This window comes from Paenibacillus xylaniclasticus (assembly GCF_004001065.1).
Classification (GTDB): domain Bacteria; phylum Bacillota; class Bacilli; order Paenibacillales; family Paenibacillaceae; genus Paenibacillus_T; species Paenibacillus_T xylaniclasticus.
Map to the genome: position 1 here is coordinate 52,658 of NZ_BIML01000003.1, position 19,978 is coordinate 72,635.

Consider the following 19,978-nt stretch of genomic DNA (forward strand, 5'->3'; position numbering starts at 1 on the left):
TGCGGCGCTCGGCAATTCTACAGCCCTAGCACCGCAGTAAATTCCATATTAAGGATGAGAATGGCCTTCTGCTCCATCCTTCAGCAGCTCTTCGCTGCCTAAGTAAATCCGAATAGTGGAGCCTTTCTCTACACGCGCTCCAGCGGCAGGAGCCTGCCGGATGACCGTCGTACCCGTGCCGGCAGACGACAGGTTAAAATTGGTATTCATATCCTCGTAAATATCAGATACCGTCTTACCAACTAAGTTCGGCACAGTAATAATTTTGTTCTCGCCAAGCTTATATTCCTTCTCAATCTGCTTCGCTCTTGGCGGAATGCCGAGGTAATGGAGCGAATCTTCCAATATATTACGTACAATCGGTGCAGCGACGACACCCCCAAATTGAATGCCCTCCGGATTATCAACAGCTAAGTAGACAATAATTTGCGGATCGTCAGCTGGTGCGAAGGAGACGAACGAGACAATATGCTCATTCGGCGAATAGCGGCCGTTGACGACCTTCTGCGCCGTACCTGTTTTGCCTCCTACCCGATAACCGTCGATAAAGGCGTTGCCGCCTGTTCCTTGAGCGACGACGCTCTCAAGCGCCTCCCGCACTTGCTGGGACGTCGATTCACTAATAACGGTACGGACCGGCTCTGGATCGAATGATTCAATCGTTTCGCCTGTTTCCGGATTAATCCAACCTTTGGCCAAATGAGGCTTATACAGCGTACCGCCGTTTATCGCTGCAGCCACGGCTGTAATTTGCTGAATCGGCGTTACCGAGACACCCTGCCCGAATGCGGTCGTTGCCAGCTCAACCGGTCCAACGCGGCTCAGCTTGAACAGAATGCCGTTCTCCTCGCCGTTAATATCGATGCCCGTCTTCGTCCCGAAGCCGAAGCTGCGAATATATTCAAACAGCTTTTCTTTGCCGAGACGCTGGCCGAGAGTGACGAATCCCGGATTGCAGGAGTTCTGCACGACTTCAAGAAACGTCTGGCTTCCATGTCCGCCCTTCTTCCAGCAGCGAAGCCGCGCTCCACCAACCTCGACTGCACCTGGATCGAAAAACCGCTCATTCTTCAGATCAACTTTGTTCTCTTCGATCGCCGCAGCAAGTGTAATAATTTTGAAGGTTGAACCAGGCTCATATGTCATCCACACCGGCAGGTTACGGTTATAAACCTCCGTCGGCACCTCCCGATACTGATCCGGCTGGAACGTCGGCCGGCTAGACATCGCCAGCACCTCGCCGTTATTCGGATTCATGGCTATAGCAATGATGTGATCCGGATTTAATCTAGCCATGGCGGCATCAAGCTCCCGCTCCACAATGGTCTGAATATGTTTGTCGAGCGTAAGCTGCAGGCTAAGGCCGTCCTTCGGCGCATTGTACGTATCGCCGGAGCCTGGCATCAAATTTCCGGCTGCATCGGACATATAAGCAATATTACCGCTTATCCCTTCCAAATATTTGTTGTATTTAGCTTCGACCCCCGTCAGGCCTTGATTATCGATACCTGTTATCCCGAGCACATGCGCTGCAAGCGTTCCATAAGGATAAAATCGTTTGTTATCTTCTCCAATCATAATGCCTGGCAGGGCCAGTGCCCGAATTTCCTGCGCCTTCTCCAGCGTAATTTTCCGGCCTCCTGGCTGCAGCTTTACGCTGGACTGCTTCTTGGAGAGCATCGGCAGCAGCTTTTCCTCCGTCATGCCTAGTACGGGAGCAAGCGCACGTGCCGTCGCCGCCTTATCCTTGATTTGAACCGGTATGGCCCAAATGGTAGGAGAACTGATATTATACGCAAGCCGGTTCCCATTGCGGTCGAGAATTTCTCCCCGCTTCGCTGTAAAGGGAACTTCCCGCCGCCAAGAATTTTCTGCTTTGGCCGCAAGCTCTGCGCCTTTCCACAATTGGACGAATGCCAAGCGTCCGATCAGCCCCGCGAATGCGATAATACCGAATATCAGTACGATATACATTCGCCTTCGCACGGTCACATTAGATACTTTCACTTTCCTTGTCCCCCTTCCGTCACGGCACATACCGTCCGGACCGGACAGACTGTACGCCGCTTACAGCCATCGTATTCGGGACAAGAGAGCAATAGAACAAGCCCGCGCTCGAAAAAGAGCACCGGGCTTGTCGAATGAATGATAACCGCTGCGTGCAGAAGTCTAAACGTCAGCCTAATTGCTATTTTCGCCAGCTTCGCTGATATGCGGCTTGAGAACCAGCTTCAGCACCCGTTCACCGTTTAGCTTTGCTATCGTCTGCGACACGACGTAGCCTTCACCTTCGGTCACCGTTCGAATGTCAAGCAGCGTGCTCACTTCCATCGCATCGCGAAGCGACAGCCCTTTCAAATCCGGAACGGCCAGCTTATCCCGCTTCTCGGTAATGAGATAGACCCGCTGTGAGGTCGGCACAATGGAGCCTGCGCGCGGAATTTGCTGCTCCACCTTGGTACCGTTGCCTACAATAACGAACTGGATGCCTTTGCTTTGCAGCTTCGACTTCGCCGTAGCCGCGTTCATTCCGTTAAGATCCGGGACCTCGATCGTCGGCGCCTTCTTGTCTTTCGCATTATCTCCTTTTTTAAGCGCTGCCTCTTCCTCAGCAGTTAATTGAGGCTTCACGCCCAAATGGCGTAAGCTCTGCTGTACGATTTCCTTAAATACTGGAGCTGCTGCAGCACCGCCGCCGACGTATTTGTCATTCGGTTCGTCAATTATGACGTACACAAGAATTTTCGGATTGCCGACTGGCGCGAAGCCAATGAACGAGACGACGAATTTATCGCTCGAATATCCTCGTTTCGTATTGTCCCACTTTTGCGCCGTACCGGTCTTGCCGGCAACGCGATACCCTTCGATATAAGCATTCTTACCCGAACCGATCTCTCGGTCGGCGACGACCTGCTCCAAATATTCGCTTACTTTACGGGACGTTTCAGCCGAAATAACCTGCCGAACGACCTCCGGCTTGCGCGTCTCCACTTTACCGGTAACCGGATCTTCAATTTGCTTAATAATTTGCGGCTTGAGCAGCTTCCCGCCGTTCGCAACTGCGGATACGGCAGCAACCTGCTGAATTGGCGTGACGGATACGCCTTGGCCGAATGTAGCCGCAGCGATCTCGGTCGGATAATGAAACCGAATCGAACCGACTAACTCGCCCGGCAATTCCACGCCTGTCTTCGCCCCGAAGCCGAAATTGGTAATGTAGCTGCGCAGCTTATCTTCTCCGAGCCCTTCGTAGCCAAGATGAACGAAAGCGACGTTACTCGATCGCTTCAACCCTTCTAGGTACGTAATTTGACCCCAGCCGTTACGGTTAATATCATAGATTCGTTTGCCCGGAACTTGAATCGAGCCGGACATATATTCCGCATCCGGATCGAAGATCCCTTCTTCAACTGCGCCAGCAAGCGTAACGATTTTGAACGTCGAGCCAGGCTCATACAATGAACGAGTCGCATGATTATAAAAACCGCTCGAATCCTGTGTCCAGTAATTATTCGGATTCGCGCTCGGCAAATTAGCCATTCCAAGAATTTCCATAGTATTCGGATCGACCGCTATCGCAGTAATACTTTTCGGATTATATTTGTCGTAAGCCTTCTGAATCGCCTGCTCAACATAGTTTTGAATATCATAATCGATCGTTAACGTAATATTTTTGCCGTCTCGAGCCGGCTTGTATTCGACCTTGCCGCCATCGATTTGAATCCGGTTGCCGTCCTTCTGATATTTGCGGTAACCATCCTCGCCGCGAAGCACCTCATCGAAGAACGATTCCAGTCCGTAGTTCGCTTTGCCCTCTTTGTCGACGTAACCAAGCAGCTGTGCGGCCATCGAATTTTTCGGATAATAGCGTTTCGTTTCATTCAGCAAATAAATCCCGACATCTACACTTCCCGTTTCGGCCGTCAGTTCTTTCTTGAATGCCTCAATTTTATCGCCCAGCTCCTTATCGATCTTCCAGCCTTTCGAACGCACCTCGCGCTGCGCATACAAAGCATTGTTCTTATCCGGATTTCTTGCGGTAGCAATCGCTCTCAAATCAGATTCATTCATCCCGAGCAGCTCTGCAAGCTTCGCAGTTACTTTATCGACGATGCCGAGCTTATCCAGCTGCGCTGGACTAACCGCTACCGTATAGGCTTTGCCATCCATCGCAAGCACGTTACCGTCCCGGTCTGTAATATCCCCCCGCTTCGCGACAAGCTTCTCCGACGCCGCCCAGTACTGCTCGGCATTGCTCAGCCAGAAGTCAGCTTTGACAACTTGAACCCAGTATAGCCTGCCAATTAAGACAACAAAAAGGAGGGTAATTAGCCCTCCGATCAAAAACAGCACGCGTAGTTGGATTCTTCGTTTCATATCGATCACCTAATTTCTTGCAAGTTCCGACTCGGCGGCTTTCTTTCGTACTTTGATAGCCTCTTCTTCACTTTCCGGATAATAGAACCCCTGCTTGGCGGCCGCAAGCGCGATCGTCTTCGGATCCTTCAGCGTCTCGACCTTCTGTTGAAGGTCACCGAGCTCAGCGTTCAGCTTCGCTTGTTGATCCGTCACCTGCTTTACTTCGTATTTCAGTTGATAAACTTGTGCACTGCGATATATAACCAGGAAAGCCACGAGTACAGCCGCCGCTATAATAAGCAATACGAGCAGCCGTTCTTTCGTAGGCAGCGTTTTACTTACGACGACCTTCCGTTTCGTCTCACGATATAGCTGCTGCTGCCGCTGCTGCGGCTTCTTCTTCGGCTTAAGCGCCAAGTTACCGTTCGTATATGCCATCATAATCCCCCTCTCTCTATACGGCCCATCATTCCGGCTCTGCTCTATGTCGTCCTTTGTCATCTGTTACAGTTAATTAGTTCTCCTTTACAGCTTCTCAGCTACCCTCAGCTTTGCAGAACGAGAACGCGGGTTGGCTTCCAGCTCTTCCTCGCTCGGCGAGATTGGCTTCCGGTTCACAAGCTTAAGCGTCCCTTGACCTCCGCATACACACATCGGAAAGTCCGGCGGGCATGTACATTTCTCAACGTACTTGGCAAAGGTCTGTTTGCAAATTCGATCCTCAAGCGAGTGGAACGTAATGACCGACACCCTTCCGCCCGGCTTAAGACAACGGATCGCCTGCTCCAAAGCGTCTTCCTCAGCCCCTAACTCGTCGTTAACCGCAATGCGCAGCGCTTGAAAGGTCCGCTTAGCAGGATGGCCGCCAGTCCGTCTTGCTGCCGCAGGGATCCCCGCCTTCACCAGCTCAACGAGCTCACCTGTCGTCTCGATTGGCGCCTCCTCTCTTGCTGCAACAATCAATTTGGCAATTTTACGAGCGAACTTCTCTTCGCCATACTCACTCAGAACGTGTGCAATTTCACGTTCGTCCCACGTGTTGACAATATCTCCCGCCGTCAGCGCAATACTTCGATCCATCCTCATATCAAGCGGCGCATCATGATTATAACTGAAGCCTCTCTCTGCTTCGTCCAACTGCGGGCTCGAAACGCCAAGATCGAACAAAATGCCGTCAACCTGCGGAATGCCATCCTTTATGGGGACGTTACATTCCAGCAGCTTCTGTTCGAGATGTCTGAAGTTACTTTTAATCAGCGTCACTTTATCCAAATACGGGCCAAGTCTGACCTGCGCGTTGTCATGCGCCCATTCATCCTGGTCAAATGCGATCAATCGACCGCCCTTGCCAAGCCTCGCTGCGATCCCCGAGCTATGTCCTGCCCCTCCGAGCGTACAATCGACATAAATGCCGTCCGGCTTAATATTCAGCCCATCTATCGCTTCTTCCATGAGCACTGTTACATGTTGAAACACGCGGCAAACCTCCCGTTACTTCTTGATGCTAATCTAAGATGAGATATTTAGAAGTTAATATCGAAATCAACGAGCTTTTCAGCAATTTCATTAAATGCTTGTTCAGACTGCTCGTAATAGCCCATCCAAGTCTCCTTGCTCCAAATTTCCACGCGGCTTGACACACCCAGCACCATGCATTCCTTATCCAGCTTGGCGTATTCGCACAAATGCTTCGGCAAATTTACCCTTCCCTGTTTATCGAGCTCGCATTCCGTAGCTCCCGAGAAGAAAAAGCGGGTAAAGGCACGGGCATCCGACTTCATCAGCGGCAGCGCCTTGAGCTTCTGCTCCAGCACGCTCCACTCACTCATCGGGTATACGAACAAGCAGTTGTCCAAGCCTCTCGTCACGATGAAAGTAGTACCTAATGCTTCCCTGAACTTAGCTGGAATGATGAGACGGCCTTTGTCATCAATACTATGTTGATGCTCACCCATGAACACGACCGTTCCACTCCTTCCCCCAAACTCACCACATCGCCCCACTTTTCACCACTAAGTCACACTTATTCGCCACCTAAAATAAAATTCCTTCTCTAATTTTGCTAATACGCATTAAATTTTAGGTGATAAACTAAATATCCCACCATAGTATCAGACCGACTTAGGGCTTACGCCCTATGTTTTGTTTTCTGTCCCGGAGTTAGTCTCTCTGATTGCTCTTCCCCTCCCGTACGAACATATAAAAGTCAATGAAAAAAGGCCGGGGCAGCATGGCCCCGGCCTTCATGTACATATTCGCATATTTCAATTGTTTTAGTGCGCATTCCAGCTGTCAAGATATGCTCGCTGCTCATCGGACAGCTTATCGATGCCCATACCGAGAGCTTCCAGCTTCAAGCGGGCAACTTGCTCGTCAAGATGGTACGGAACGTTCGTCACTTTGTTGCCAAGCGTTTGGTACTGCTCGTTCACATGACGAAGCGCAAGCGCCTGCAGTGCGAACGTCATATCCATAATTTCTGCCGGATGACCGTCGCCGGCTGCCAAGTTAACGAGGCGACCTTCAGCCAGCAGGTAGATGCTGCGTCCATCCTTCAGTTGGTATTCTTCGATGTTGCGGCGTACCGTACGAACGCTGCTCGACAGCGCTTCAAGCTCCGGCTTGTTCACTTCTACGTCGAAATGTCCAGCATTGGACAAAATTGCGCCGTTCTTCATTACTTCGTAATGCTCACCGCGGATTACGTCACGGTTACCCGTTACCGTGACGAAAATATCGCCAAGCTTCGCAGCTTCAATCATCGGCATAACCGCAAATCCGTCCATATACGCTTCGACTGCTTTGATCGCGTCAATCTCCGTTACGATTACGTTAGCACCGAGACCTTTGGCGCGCATAGCAACGCCTTTGCCGCACCAGCCATAGCCGACGACGACAACCGTCTTGCCAGCTACGACAAGGTTCGTCGTCCGGTTAATACCGTCGAATACCGATTGGCCGGTACCGTAACGGTTATCGAATAAATATTTGCAGAAAGCATCGTTAACCGCAACCATCGGGAATTTCAGCGCGCCTTCCTTCTCAAGCGACTTCAAACGGATCACGCCAGTTGTCGTCTCTTCCGCACCGCCGCGAACCGTCGCCAGCAAATCTTGGCGCTCAGAGTGAAGAATCGTCACGAGATCACCGCCGTCATCGATAAGCAGATCCGGCTTCGTCTCCAGCGCCTTAATCATCAGCTCTTTGTACTCCTGTGGATCAGGATTGTACTTCGCGAATACTGTAATTCCATCCTCGACAAGTGCTGCGCATACGTCATCCTGCGTCGACAATGGGTTACTGCCCGTAATTGTTACTTCTGCACCGCCAGCTTTGACGACCTTCGCCAAGTACGCTGTTTTGGCCTCCAAGTGAAGTGCGATCGTAACCTTCAGCCCCTTGAACGGCTGATCCTTCTCAAATTGCTCCCGAATTCGGTTCAACACCGGCATATGGGCACTAACCCAATCAATTTTCAAATGTCCTTCCGGTGCCAGCGACATATCCGCTACAATACTTTTTTGTTTTGCATCCGTACTCATCGTTTAACCACTGCCTCTCATCTCATAATTTATAAAAGCTAAATTGGCCTACAAGTAAACGACCTGATGCTCTCCGCTTGGAACATACGGAAGCGCAAGCAGCTTCGTAATCCAATCGGTTCCATAACGATTATAATATGCTGTCATGTTCAATACACGTTCCTGAGGCTTGCCGCCCGGCCAAATGGCCAGGCCAATCCGCTCCCAACGACGCAGCGAAGCATCGTGGCTTTTGCGCAGTGCATCTTGGGTCCGGTACTGCAGAAAATCGATTTGCTCTAATATTTTGTTCATATTCGTCGCACCAAGCGCTGCAAGTCCGGCCTGCACTTCCCCCGCCAACTCAACAAGAGGCGAATACAATGACTCGAATTCCCGCTTCGCCGCTCCGAACCGGCCTGCAATATCGAACCGGTCCTGCGCCGTCAACCATTGCTGTCTTCGTTCCTCGAATCGTTCGATGACATCGTCGAACGACAAATCATACTTCATCATATGTTTCGCTATCGTGCCTTCGACTAGAGTGAATGACATACGAGGAGCAAGAATAGGCATCTCCATCCCGAAATGATGGAACGCCTCGCCGATTTGCGCCCAGTAGGCGAGCTCACCAGCTCCGAGTACCGCTGCAAGAACGGGGAACAAATAATCCTGCATAACGGGTCTTGTCAGTACATTGTTGCTAAGTAGATGCGGACGTAATTCTGCAATCGACAGCAGCTCGTCAGTACTCCAGAACGAATCGCCCCTCTTGTCCGTGAATCCGCCCTCTCGCTTATACAACAGAACGCGGTCACCCGCCATACCGGCTGAGCTATCCTCCGGCCGGAACAAAAACAAATTGGCACAATGAGGCGTGAAAGCCGCTTGCGTTCGATAACCCAACGCGGCAATCTTGTCCCCGGCAGCCGCATAAGCGGCTTCAAGCGCGTCGTTCTCTGCAATCATCCGCCGGAACATTGGACCTTCAACCGCTCGTATCGCAGCATCATCCGCATCTATGAGCACGAGTCCGTATTCACCGAACAGCCACGTCATGAGATGCGCGAAAGAGTCGCTCAGCGATCGGGCCGAACCGGAAATCTCTCTAAGCTTGCTAAGCAGCGGCTCCTTAAATTCAGAGCCGGTGAGCATAGCGTCCAAATCAGCGATTGAAGCTTCCCACACTTCTGGCGCAACACCTGTACGGCTAACCGACGTACGCGGCCCTTCCGGCCTTGCGACCGCCAGCTTACGTAACCCTTGCTCTGATATGACTGTAATATGATTCGCCTCATCCCAGTCATGATCCTCTCCTGCAATCCAAAAAACAGGAATTATTTCTCGACCCAATACGTTCGAGGCGTGCTTGGCCGCCGAAATAATAGTAACAGCTTTATGTATAACGAGTAAGGGTCCGGTCCATAGACCGGCTTGCTGCCCGCCGATGATGACCTGCGCACCTTGTCCGATGGCATCGATATTCGCCGCTGTCTCCGACGACATGCCGATTCGCTCATTATAACGCCGAAGAGCTTCCGCTACATCAGCCGAAGCTGCTCGTTGCTGCTTCATGCTGTCAAGCCGGGCCGAACGGCTTCGCCAGCTCTCGTCACTGGCCGGATGACCGCTGTGAAACAATGCATCTAAACGACGATCCGTTTGTTTCACATAGGCTTCGCTTAACGGCTGAGATGATGGCAGTTCATAAAAATTCGTAGAAGTCATTGCTTCATTCCGACCTCGATCCGCAATAGATTGTATAGCTGCCTGCCGCTAGAGCGAGCAGCCCGTAATAATTAGGACAAATGCTACGGACTCATTGTACACAATTGAGCGGTGAAGCGTCAAAGAGCGAGGACATAGGAAGACATGAAGAAAGAATTAAAAAGAGCCTTCCAAGCCGGAAGGACTCATTCGGCTCCCCGTGATGCTCATATGTGTACGGTATATAGCCGTTACACCGGATAGAGCAGCAGTTGGCCGATACTGATGAACATGAATAGAACATATAGAACACTCATGAATAGAAAGCCGATTCGCCATACGGCTCGGACAATTTTTTTCGTATCGACCTCGCCGCGTTTGCGGAACTGCAAGTTGCCGATCAAACCGCCGAGCAGCAGCAGAATTAGAATAATTAAATAAAAACCGAATTTGCTGCCGAAGATAAAATCGAATAGAACCGCCACACAGCCAATGAGCAGTACCGTCGTCACATCCATCGCCAAGCCGAATGCTTTCTTACGGTTGTTGCTTATGGAGCCGTATATCCAATAAATTAGAAAAAAAGGGACGACTGGTATGACTGCCAAATAAGCATAGATGTGACGAACGCTTTCCCATAACCACGACATGCCAGTCCCCCCTTCCATTGCTGAATTGATTTACTGTATCGCTTGAATCATGAGCATTACCGAACGGTTGAGCGGAGCCTCCATTCCGACATCCGCCGCGAGACGGCATACGCCGCCGTTAATCCAGTCAATCTCGGTTGGCCGGCCTGCTCTTACATCAGATAACATCGACGAGATGTTACTGCTCGTGCTCTTGCACACTTGCAGCAGCCTGTCCCAGCTATTGCCGTCGTCAACCATTCCTGCAGCAATTAGCACGGATAACGTTTCTTCGTGCAAAGCTTTCATCAGCGACAATCTAGTGGAATGCCCGGTAAGTTCTCCGTTGCGTACATCGAACAATGCCGTTAAAGGATTAATTACAGCATTCACCAGCAATTTTTGGTAAACCCGATTAATCATTTCATTCGACAGTTCGGCCGTAATTCCTGCTCCAGAGAACACATTCACCAACATTTTCTGCCTTGTTTCACGTAAATTCCAATCCGCCTGTGACAAAATATCACGATGATCCGCCGCTGAATTCGCAGTCGCAGCTACCTCATACTTGCCTATTACAAAAGTTCCTTTACCCGTATGCTCCACCGTACGAGGGCCATGCCGTAGCGCACCTTCCGTCGTTATACCCGCAAGCACATCACAATCCGGCAGGAAGCGCTGTATAGCTTCGATATGTCCTACACCGTTCTGAAGCCCGATCACGATGCTTCCTTGCTCAGCCACCACACGGATACGCCCCAGCAGCTCCGTTGTCAGCTGCGGCTGCTTAACGGTGATAAGCAGCACCGTATCCTCATTGTCTCTTGCAGCTAACCGACTATCCTCCGTTATCGAATAAGCTTCAACGTCCACGATATCGATAGAGCCGTCCCGGACAAGCTCGATCCCTTCGTCTGTCAGCAATTCCGCTTGCTTCGAGGTTCTCGTCCAGATCGTAACCGGATATCCAGCAATCGCAAGTCTAGCTCCATACAACAGACCGATGGCCCCGCCGCCTACAATAACAAATCTCATGAATTAGTCCGCCCCCTATCCCGCATCTGTCTTTGTTGATATGCTATTCTCTATCCTATTGTCCATAAGACCGAATAGATATATCGTAACGCAAAAACGCCCGTCGCATCTATACATGCGAGGGCGTTCGCCAAGACATCGCTGCAACCGGTTATTCGATTCGTTCCAAATTTCCATTCGCGTCCATCTTGAATCGAGGCTTCAAATCGTCCTCTTCATTTAATACAGCAAGACGACGCGCGCGATCCATAATCTGAATAAGCGTCTTGTAGTCGTCGTTAACGGTCCGATAATCCGTCTGGACATTCGACACTTCACTGTTCAATCGGCTGTTCTCGTTTCGAAGCGCAACTAGCTCTTCCTCGCGCTCGTGCAGCTCTTTCTCCAGCACCTTTACCTGCCGCTGAAGCTCTTGATAGGCTCCCCGCCATTGCCGGAGAAAACGAATAATTCCGTCTATCGTCATACTTTCTTCCGATATCGGATCATGCTTAAATGACTTCGTGTCCTCATCTACGATCTGAAGCGACGATACATGAGGAGATGCTACTAGCGATTGCTTCTTTAAATAACTGCGTTTCTGGCGCTGCTGCTTTGCAAGTTGAATAGCATCCTCATAACGTTTGCGAACACAGCTGTTCCACCGGAAGCCGCAGGCTGCCGAGGTTCTGCCAATCCGCTCGCCGACTTCCTCGAAAGCGGCCAACTGTGTGCTGCCTTCGCGAATATGCCGCAGCGTTACCTCCGCTAATATAATATCATCATCGGGACTCCATGCATCTTGTCTAACTGCTGTCATGCTACCCAAACCTCCTAACGTGTAAGGCGCTTATTTATCTCTATGCCCTTGGTAGAGTTCATAGAATCTATCGGATACTAATTTATATATCCATTTTTTAATGTACTCATACATGAATGCTGATGTTAATGTACAAACTTATAGCGGATGAGAATCCAAGTGCCGGTCAAAAAGTTTGCAGATTGATGCGCTTACAGGTTTACACAATTTGTACGTACAGTTATAATGAGCAATAGAAAAAAAAGGTCGAATCGAAGAGAGGGGGATGGAGAATGGCACGCATGTTTCGAGTTCTCGGCTTTTGGACGCTCATGATTGCACTGATGTCGTTTGCAGGAGACATGATCGAAATGTCGCTCTTGTTCTTCATGCAAGCCGCCGCGTTCATCTTGCTCGGCTATCTGAACTTCTCGGAACGTACATATATATTGATGTTCTGGGGTTACATGATCATCTCGTTTGTTGGCTTTAGTTACTGGACGGTATTCAAGATGGGGCTTCCGTTGTAAATTAGTCTGCGGGATTTTGATCCCCCCACATAAAAAGAGTCGGAATCGTAAGCGATTCCGACTCTTTTTAGGTTACCCATTTATACACGGGGGAGGGAGCTGAAAGCCTCCTCTTGTCAATACGATTATTTTGAACGTTTCACTCATACCGTCAGACAGAAGCAGCTGCCGAACCGCCCGATTACGCTTCGCAAGATCGCTGAAGGGATTTATGCCATCATGATCGGCCAGCAGCTCCATGACACCTTGGTCAAGCAGAAACTGAAGCTGAGTCGCTTCATACGCAGTGGACCAGCCGGACCGCTCAGCCGCACGTTTCAAGGCGGTAAAATTGACATGCGCCGTTATGTCCTGCTTACCCGGCACAAGAAAAGGATTGTCATGAGCAATATGATTCCGGTAACAGAGAAGTGTACCCTGCATCCGGTGAGCAGCTCGGTATTCCTCCGCATCGTGCCCGTAATCGGCAAGCAGCAGCATGCCGGAACGAACAACAGACCCTAGTTCAGCAAGCCAGCGCTCGGCAGACAAATTCACCTCGCTAAGCTGCCCTTCCGCTAACGAGACACCATCTTCCGCGACCGAAATCGCCAGCTCCGGCGTGGACAGCGGCATGTACGCATATCCAAACGAAGAAGCCACTCCCCCCTTAGACTGAATGCATACGCCCATTTCCGCTAATTGTCCATTCCGCATAACGACCCGATGCACCGGCATCGCATCGATCAGTTCATTCGCTGCAATAAACACCGTTTTCTCGTTAGAGAGTACAGCTAGTCTGTCTATCGCTTCAGCCGAGCAAGTAATATGAACAGGACATACTTCAGGATTAGAGGATAGGATTGATTGAATTTTCTCACGAGTGGACTCCAAATGCTGCGGGTGGTCGTCCACCGCCCAATAATCAATACTGCGCAGCCATTCCGGCGCATAATCCGACCACGCGGTCAATAGTGCGGCCGTCATTGCCCCAGCACCTGCTGCCCATTCTATCATGACAGGCGGTTTATCAGCTTGTGCCGAAACGTTATGAAGAAAGCGCGCCCACATCTTCCCCATCACTCCGCCAATTGCCCCGCTCGTATAGAAGTCTCCATTGCGACCGGTACGTACACCGCCGCTTCGATAGTAGCCGAATCGCTCGTCATAAAGACAGAGCTCCATGTACCGGCTGAATGTGATCGCCAGGCAGGGTGTTCCGTCCTCCGTGTACGCAGGTGTACCCTCCTTGTGAATGGCATCTACAATACGCGCGGTTAGAGAATCTGTATATCCGTCCATTTTGCTGCTCCCTTCAAGGGTGGATTGAGATATAATGGATGAGATGTCCGCATAAACATAGGCTAGGCTTGACTACATACTAAGGGAGGTACCGACATGCCAGCACTGCTGCGCCGTGCCGGAGCGTTCGCCTTCGCGTTGCTGCTGTTGCTGTTTCAGACGATTGGAATGGCTTTAGCCCTTACGCCCGAGGAACAAGCCATTCAGCAGCTTCTAGAGAAAAGCTTGTCCGTTGTCGAGATCGACAAAGAAATTACCCGCGTGCAAGAACAGATGAACGCGCTTGAAGCATCATTATTAGCAGTATCCGCCCAGATTGAAGACAAAGAGCTTCAGATTAAGCAGCAGCGCGAGGAAGCCGGCAAAGTACTGCGATCCTATTATATGGGAGAACGCGATTGGCTGCTCGAGGCGTTGTTTTCCTTTCATTCGATGCGAGAATGGCTGCAAATGCTCGACTATATTGACGTTATTTTCGAGCGGGATCGAACGATGCTTCTTCGATACGCCGAGGAGGCACACCTTCTGCGCGAGGCGTATAATCAACAAACCGAAGAACGCCAGAAGCTCGAAGCGGTCAAGACTGATCTGCTTTTGCAGCGCGAACGGGTCGCTAAGCTTGAGGAAGAGCTCGATACGGCGCTCGCGGGGCGATCGGATGCTGATCGGCTTCGGTTAATGATGAATGAACTGACGAATTATTGGAATAGCGCTGGTATGAATGAGGTTCGTACTTATTTCGAAGCTTTGTCGGAAGCGATGAAGCATTTGCCGGAATGGGTACAAGAGAATAAAGATTTTCTGGAAATTAACGGGTTCCAATATACACTGAGGGTACCTGAAGATGCGCTTAACCAATTTCTGCGAGATCAGAACGAGATGTTCAACGTATTCGAATTCCGTTTCGAGAACGACCAAGTCATTGCCAGTGGAAGCCGGAGCGGCATGTCCATTGAAGTGGCCGGCCATTACACGATTGAGTCCGAACCAAGCAGCATCCAATTCCATGTCGACGAGCTAAAATTTAACGAGCTTGCTTTGCCGGATACGACGCGGCGCGAGCTTGAGCAATCATTCGATCTTGGCTTTTATCCGCAGCAAATTGTCAGCTTCCTAAGAGCAAAGGAAGTTGACGTACAAGACGGTGAGCTTGTTGTTACACTTTCTGTTCAATTCTAGGCCTATTAGACCGAACACCGCCTTCCGATTTCGGAAGGCGGTGTTCGGCTATTACGGCAGCTCGATAACGGCAGCATCAACAGCAGCGTCTGTCGTCGACTGTTTAGCAGAAGCACCATCATCCGCTTTCGAGCCGTTCCCTACCGCTTCCTGACGCGAGGAGCCTTCGTCGCTCCAACGTTCGGCCAACTCCGCAATCCATCGCTCGCTGCCGCTCGTCTCCTGCCAAATCCTCTCCCATCGAATGAGCCGAACGGGCCACTCGGGGTCCGGCATCTCAGTCGGCACTACATTCAGCCGCTTCAGCCACTCGTAATCCGCCATTCGGCTGCCGCTTATTGTATACGCCGGAGTTGCGGCACTTGCATATAAAGGCTTTAGCGAAGGCAGCAGCCGATGCCGGTCATAGCTCGTTTGCTGCTCTGTTTCACCTGCCACGAACTGAAGCCATTGTTCGATCGCCTCTTCCTTACTTTTGCTGTGTGCGAATACGACAAAGCTCCTGCCGCCATACCATCCGCTCACATAATCGACAGCAAGCAAGGAGCGTGTCTCTGCAGGCAGAGACTCCACCACAGACCAATTCATGACAGCCGATAAAACATTCCCTTTAGCGAGAGCATCAGCCGGGTTGCCATCACCCGATCGATTAATATGAAAGGCATGCCCGTTCCCCGTTGCAAGGAACGCTAATCGTTCAAGCGTCTCATTCTCGAACGGTCTTAGCATCTCCGCACGCTCTTCAGAAGGGAAGGAATCGAGCCAAACCAGCAGCTGTCGTGCATCCGAGGAATCAAGCTTCACTAGCGGCACCTTCGGCATCGAGGCGCCTGCCGATACAGCCAGCTCGACGAATCGATTCCAGCTGTCCGGCACGCCCTTACTAGTCAACGTATCAAGCAGCGGCCTGCTCCAGACGACGACTAGCGGATCAGCATCCTTCGGCAGCCCCCACCAGTACCCATTCCAGTTGACAGGCTCCAATAGACCGTTCAGCCAATCTGCAGACATCTCCGTTATCAGCTTGTCCAGTGGTTTCAAATACCCGAGAACCGCGAACTCTCTTACCCATTCATTGTTCATTAACGCCACATCCGCGCCTACTCCGAGCTGAGCGCTATTCTTCCACGTTTCGTATGCTTGTTCACGCTCAATATTGTGAAGCTCTACGCTAATGTTGTCATACTGCTCCATGAAGCGTACAGATGCGTCCATTAAATCATTAAATTGCCCATTCGTCATGGAAACGCTTACGACGATATGTTGACGTTCAGAGCCTTCCTGGCCAGCAGGGAGAGGGGATTCGGTAACGCCACCTTTAGATGCCGGAGAAGTCGGTCCGTTAGGAATGCGGATCAGCGACATGAACACAATAAGTACTGCTGCTAACGAGACAATCAACAGCAGCAGCGATGATTTCCGGTACACAGCTTCCTTCCTTTCCAGATGAAGGTATACCTTTATCATAACAAACGAACCGACAAATTGTCTTTACTCTTTTGAAAAATGAAAAAGCTGAACGGTCCTGCCCATCCAGCTTCTTCATCTATGCGATACTACAGCAAATCGGCGGCGAGCTGCGCAAGCTTCGAACGCTCACCTTTCTCCAGCGTAATATGGCCGCTTAAAGACTCCGACTTAAAACGCTCTACAATATGGGTTAATCCGTTGCTGATGGCATCGAGATACGGATGATCGATTTGCTCCGGATCACCCATCAGGACGATTTTGCTTCCTTCGCCAACACGAGACACGATCGTCTTCACTTCGTGACGGGTTAAATTTTGTGCTTCGTCGACAATAATGAATTGCCCTGGTATGGAACGTCCACGAATATACGTGAGCGCTTCAACCTGAATGCTGCCGAGTCCCATCAAAATTTTATCAATGTCACCGCTCTTCTTCGTGTCGAACAGATATTCAAGATTATCATAGATCGGCTGCATCCATGGTCGTAGCTTCTCTTCCTTCTCTCCCGGCAAATACCCGATATCCTTACCCATCGGAACGACGGGACGGGCAATGAGCAGTTTTTTGTACTTATGCTCATCCTCCACCTTCAGAAGTCCCGCGGCGAGCGCAAGCAGCGTCTTGCCGGTGCCAGCTTTGCCGGTCAGCGTCACCAGCGGTATATCGTCATTCAACAGCAGCTCCAGCGCCATTCGCTGCTGAGCGTTCCGAGCTGTAATGCCCCACACCGCATCGTTGCTTAAATACAAAGGCTCCAATCTTACGCCGTCCTGACTAACCTTCAGCAAAGCCGACTTCGAAGTTCCCATCTCGTCACGCAAAATAACGAATTCGTTCGGGTATAATCTAACCGGCAGATTTAATGACTTAATCAATAAAAATCGATACGTATAAAATTCGTCAATAACAGATGGATGCACATGAAGGGTTGAATAACCACCGTACAGATCAGTAGCAGAGACGGTACGGTCGGACAAATAATCTTGAGCCTCAAGCCCAAGAACGTCCGCTTTAATTCGGACAAGTACGTCTTTGCTGACGAGCACAATCCGTGCATTCGTCCCTTTCTCCTGCTCCTCCATATGGTAATTAAGCGCCACGGCTAGAATCCGGTTGTCGTTGGACATTTCGCCGAACATTTCTTGTACACGAACAAAGCTCCGATGATTCAGTTCAACCTTCAGCAGTCCGCCGCTAGGCAATACGATACCTTCGTGCAAATGACCTTCCTCACGCATCCGGTCGAGCAGCCTTGATACGGTTCGCGCATTGCGGCCAAGCTCGTCAGCGAGCCGTTTCTTGGAGTCAATCTCTTCGAGTACAATCGCCGGAATGATGACCTCATTATCGTCGAAGGCGAAGATGGCTTGCGGATCGTGGAGCAGCACATTCGTATCGAGCACGAAAATTTTTTTCATCGCGGACCCTCCTGGCGCCGAGTATCGATTAGTTGACGAAAGGCATACATAACCATATTCAGCTTCGGGCAAACTATGCAGCGACGACAAAAAGTGATTGTGAAAGGTCTGGTGGCGATATGCGCTCGTTCTTCAATTGCCTAGCGTCTATTACGATTCTAAGTCTGCTTATCGCAGGCTGTGGAACCGTAGCGCGCAACGAAACATCACCCTCTCCACAAAATAATGCTCGGATCAAAGCTCAGCAGACCGCACCGCGAGCCAAAGCCATTACCGACCCTCGACAAGTCGAGCTGCATCTAGAGTCGCTAGCGAAAGGAATTCCTGGCGTGAAGAATGCTCATTGTGTCATTGCAGGCAACATAGCCGTCGTCGGAATCGATGTAGACAGTAAGCTGGACCGCTCCCGCATCGGTACAATCAAATATTCGGTAGCAGAAGCATTCCGCAAAGATCCTTATGGCGTAGATGCCATCGTAACGGCGGATATCGACTTGGCACAGCGTCTACGAGAAATCGGCGCCGACATTAGGCGCGGTCGTCCGGTACAAGGCTTTGCAGAAGAAATGTCTGACATCATCGGCCGTATCGTGCCGCAAATGCCACGCGATACGATTCCACAGCCGAATGACCCGTCTGCTTCCAAGAGTCCTCGAATGAATAAGTAAACGATACAGATCCACGTATGACTAGAAAATTTGTGTAGGCAGCATGCATGAAAAGTACACAAAAAGCCTAGCGATATTCGCTAGGCTTCTTCGATGTCGGCCAACACTTGTCCTTCTGGTACAGATGTTGTCCATTCCTTATTCATCTTAACATTGCAAAGTCGCAGCGTGTCGTCCAAGGCCGTAACAATCCGCGAACGGTCATTACGCTTATCAGCATTGCGGTAGAACTTCAGGGGAACTCCATTCTTCAGTTCGGTCATCCGCATGACCTCCTACACTTAGAAGTACGCTACGTAACCGTATTATACCATAACCCTGCTCCGTCGTACTACCCTTATTGCTGTAATTGGGCTTTAAGCGCCTGTCTCGTATCCGCCAGGCTCTTCTCGTTAGCATATACATATGGGCTCTTCCAATTGCCTGTGAGCGGCATAAATTCGACGTCCGACCGTCCGATGCCAAAGTACGTCAGCATCAACTGACGCAGCTCCGATTGTGGAACGTCTGTCTTCATGTTGTTGCCTACCGCCTCAATAACAGAGCCATACTTGCTTACGCTGCCGAACGACTTCATACGATCGACAATTTCTCCGATAACTTCGCCTTGACGGCGGTTACGGTCGAAATCGCTGGACATGTTCTTGCCGTCATTCGATTTGCGATAGCGAACAAAATCAAGCGCTTCGTCGCCGTTGAGCTTCTGACGACCCTTCTTCAGGTTAATATTCGTACCGTCTGCATTATCTACATAATGCATATCCATGTCGACATCTACCTCTATGCCGCCGAGCGCGTCGACGACATCCGAGAACCCTTTGAAGTTAACGATCGTTGCATACCCAATATCAATTCCGAAATATCTGCCGAACATTGTCTTCATCTCATCGAGAGCAGCAAGCTTCGCCTTGTCTTTGTCGTTCGTATCCTTAAGCGCCTGCCGATAAAAGATCGAATAATAGCTGTTCGCTTTATGCGGTGTATAACGAGCAAGCTCAATCTTCGTATCGCGCGGAACCGTCACCACGGTTGCTTTCTTCGTCGTCGGATTCATCGCCATAACCATAATAACGTCCGTATTCATTGTACCCGTCGCTTCCCTCGAATCAAGACCGAGCAGAAGCATCGCGGTCGGTTTCACCTTAACCGATTCGTCAGGTGCTACTTTCGTCTCGACACCCGGAAGCGAAATATTTTCTAATGCTTCGTTCGCTTTGAAGAATAAATTAGTAACATATCCTCCAACGAGCAGAACGATAGCGATGATCAACAGGCCGAATATACGCTTCCAACGAACTTTTCTCTTCTTTGGCGGCTTGGCTTTGGGGTGAGGTTGAGCGTTTCTGGATGAGCGCCTACTCGAAGATCGGGGCGGCAGCGGTGATTGCGAATCCATCTTATCA

Annotated in this window: 18 protein-coding genes; 3 read left to right on the top strand and 15 right to left on the bottom strand. The window is 50.5% G+C overall.

All coding sequences use genetic code 11. From position 1 onward, the window contains the following. Nucleotides 1-48: 48 nt before the first annotated feature. From PXY01_RS03805 to PXY01_RS03850, 10 genes are all read right to left on the bottom strand, one after another. Nucleotides 49-2,007 (bottom strand): stage V sporulation protein D, encoded by a 1,959-nt coding sequence (locus PXY01_RS03805; RefSeq protein WP_127567486.1) that lies wholly within the window; start codon nucleotides 2,005-2,007, stop codon nucleotides 49-51. A 174-nt stretch (nucleotides 2,008-2,181) separates the two neighbouring features. After that, the gene (locus tag PXY01_RS03810; RefSeq protein ID WP_127567488.1) at nucleotides 2,182-4,377 is read right to left on the bottom strand and encodes a penicillin-binding protein; all 2,196 of its coding nucleotides are present in this window, start codon (nucleotides 4,375-4,377) and stop codon (nucleotides 2,182-2,184) included. Nucleotides 4,378-4,386: 9 nt separating this feature from the next. Further along, on the bottom strand, nucleotides 4,387-4,800 hold the full coding sequence (gene ftsL, locus PXY01_RS03815) for a cell division protein FtsL (protein ID WP_164744298.1): 414 nt from the start codon (nucleotides 4,798-4,800) through the stop codon (nucleotides 4,387-4,389). A gap of 84 nt (nucleotides 4,801-4,884) precedes the next feature. After that, nucleotides 4,885-5,835, bottom strand: coding sequence for a 16S rRNA (cytosine(1402)-N(4))-methyltransferase RsmH (rsmH, locus tag PXY01_RS03820; protein WP_127567492.1), 951 nt, complete (start codon nucleotides 5,833-5,835; stop codon nucleotides 4,885-4,887). 47 nt (nucleotides 5,836-5,882) lie between these two features. Then, nucleotides 5,883-6,320 (bottom strand): division/cell wall cluster transcriptional repressor MraZ, encoded by a 438-nt coding sequence (gene mraZ / locus PXY01_RS03825; RefSeq protein ID WP_127567494.1) that lies wholly within the window; start codon nucleotides 6,318-6,320, stop codon nucleotides 5,883-5,885. 312 nt (nucleotides 6,321-6,632) lie between these two features. Then, a complete protein-coding gene (locus PXY01_RS03830; RefSeq protein WP_127567496.1) occupies nucleotides 6,633-7,901 on the bottom strand; it encodes an adenosylhomocysteinase in 1,269 nt (422 codons plus the stop codon). A gap of 48 nt (nucleotides 7,902-7,949) precedes the next feature. Beyond that, entirely contained in the window at nucleotides 7,950-9,608 is a 1,659-nt protein-coding gene (gene bshC / locus PXY01_RS03835; RefSeq protein WP_127567498.1) for a bacillithiol biosynthesis cysteine-adding enzyme BshC, read from the bottom strand. Between the two features lie 230 nt (nucleotides 9,609-9,838). Further along, a complete protein-coding gene (locus PXY01_RS03840; RefSeq protein WP_127567500.1) occupies nucleotides 9,839-10,237 on the bottom strand; it encodes a DUF3397 domain-containing protein in 399 nt (132 codons plus the stop codon). A 30-nt stretch (nucleotides 10,238-10,267) separates the two neighbouring features. Further along, entirely contained in the window at nucleotides 10,268-11,251 is a 984-nt protein-coding gene (locus PXY01_RS03845; RefSeq protein ID WP_127567502.1) for a ketopantoate reductase family protein, read from the bottom strand. Between the two features lie 151 nt (nucleotides 11,252-11,402). Next, nucleotides 11,403-12,050, bottom strand: a complete 648-nt coding sequence (locus tag PXY01_RS03850) for an RsfA family transcriptional regulator (RefSeq protein ID WP_127567504.1) — start codon at nucleotides 12,048-12,050, stop codon at nucleotides 11,403-11,405. A gap of 272 nt (nucleotides 12,051-12,322) precedes the next feature. Between PXY01_RS03850 and PXY01_RS03855 the strand changes: the two genes are divergently transcribed. Beyond that, a complete protein-coding gene (locus tag PXY01_RS03855) occupies nucleotides 12,323-12,559 on the top strand; it encodes a DUF2626 domain-containing protein (protein WP_127567506.1) in 237 nt (78 codons plus the stop codon). 72 nt (nucleotides 12,560-12,631) lie between these two features. On the opposite strand, the gene PXY01_RS03860 is transcribed toward PXY01_RS03855, so the two are convergent. Next, entirely contained in the window at nucleotides 12,632-13,840 is a 1,209-nt protein-coding gene (locus PXY01_RS03860; protein ID WP_127567508.1) for a class I SAM-dependent methyltransferase, read from the bottom strand. Between the two features lie 96 nt (nucleotides 13,841-13,936). On the opposite strand from PXY01_RS03860, the gene PXY01_RS03865 reads away from it, so the two are divergent. After that, nucleotides 13,937-15,019, top strand: coding sequence for a coiled-coil domain-containing protein (locus PXY01_RS03865; protein ID WP_127567510.1), 1,083 nt, complete (start codon nucleotides 13,937-13,939; stop codon nucleotides 15,017-15,019). A 51-nt stretch (nucleotides 15,020-15,070) separates the two neighbouring features. Here PXY01_RS03865 and PXY01_RS03870 read toward each other — a convergent pair whose 3' ends face one another. Together PXY01_RS03870 and PXY01_RS03875 are read right to left on the bottom strand one after the other, a co-directional pair. Then, a complete protein-coding gene (locus tag PXY01_RS03870; protein ID WP_164744299.1) occupies nucleotides 15,071-16,447 on the bottom strand; it encodes an ABC transporter substrate-binding protein in 1,377 nt (458 codons plus the stop codon). 128 nt (nucleotides 16,448-16,575) lie between these two features. Further along, nucleotides 16,576-17,907, bottom strand: a complete 1,332-nt coding sequence (locus PXY01_RS03875; RefSeq protein ID WP_127567514.1) for a PhoH family protein — start codon at nucleotides 17,905-17,907, stop codon at nucleotides 16,576-16,578. A 119-nt stretch (nucleotides 17,908-18,026) separates the two neighbouring features. Here PXY01_RS03875 and PXY01_RS03880 point away from each other — a divergent pair, with 119 nt between their 5' ends. Next, nucleotides 18,027-18,575 (top strand): YhcN/YlaJ family sporulation lipoprotein, encoded by a 549-nt coding sequence (locus PXY01_RS03880; RefSeq protein ID WP_127568053.1) that lies wholly within the window; start codon nucleotides 18,027-18,029, stop codon nucleotides 18,573-18,575. Between the two features lie 80 nt (nucleotides 18,576-18,655). Here the strand turns inward: PXY01_RS03880 and PXY01_RS03885 are convergent, their stop codons facing one another. Together PXY01_RS03885 and PXY01_RS03890 are read right to left on the bottom strand one after the other, a co-directional pair. After that, the gene (locus PXY01_RS03885; protein ID WP_127567516.1) at nucleotides 18,656-18,838 is read right to left on the bottom strand and encodes a hypothetical protein; all 183 of its coding nucleotides are present in this window, start codon (nucleotides 18,836-18,838) and stop codon (nucleotides 18,656-18,658) included. A 74-nt stretch (nucleotides 18,839-18,912) separates the two neighbouring features. Continuing rightward, nucleotides 18,913-19,971 (bottom strand): LCP family protein, encoded by a 1,059-nt coding sequence (locus PXY01_RS03890; RefSeq protein WP_127567518.1) that lies wholly within the window; start codon nucleotides 19,969-19,971, stop codon nucleotides 18,913-18,915. Nucleotides 19,972-19,978: the final 7 nt, after the last annotated feature.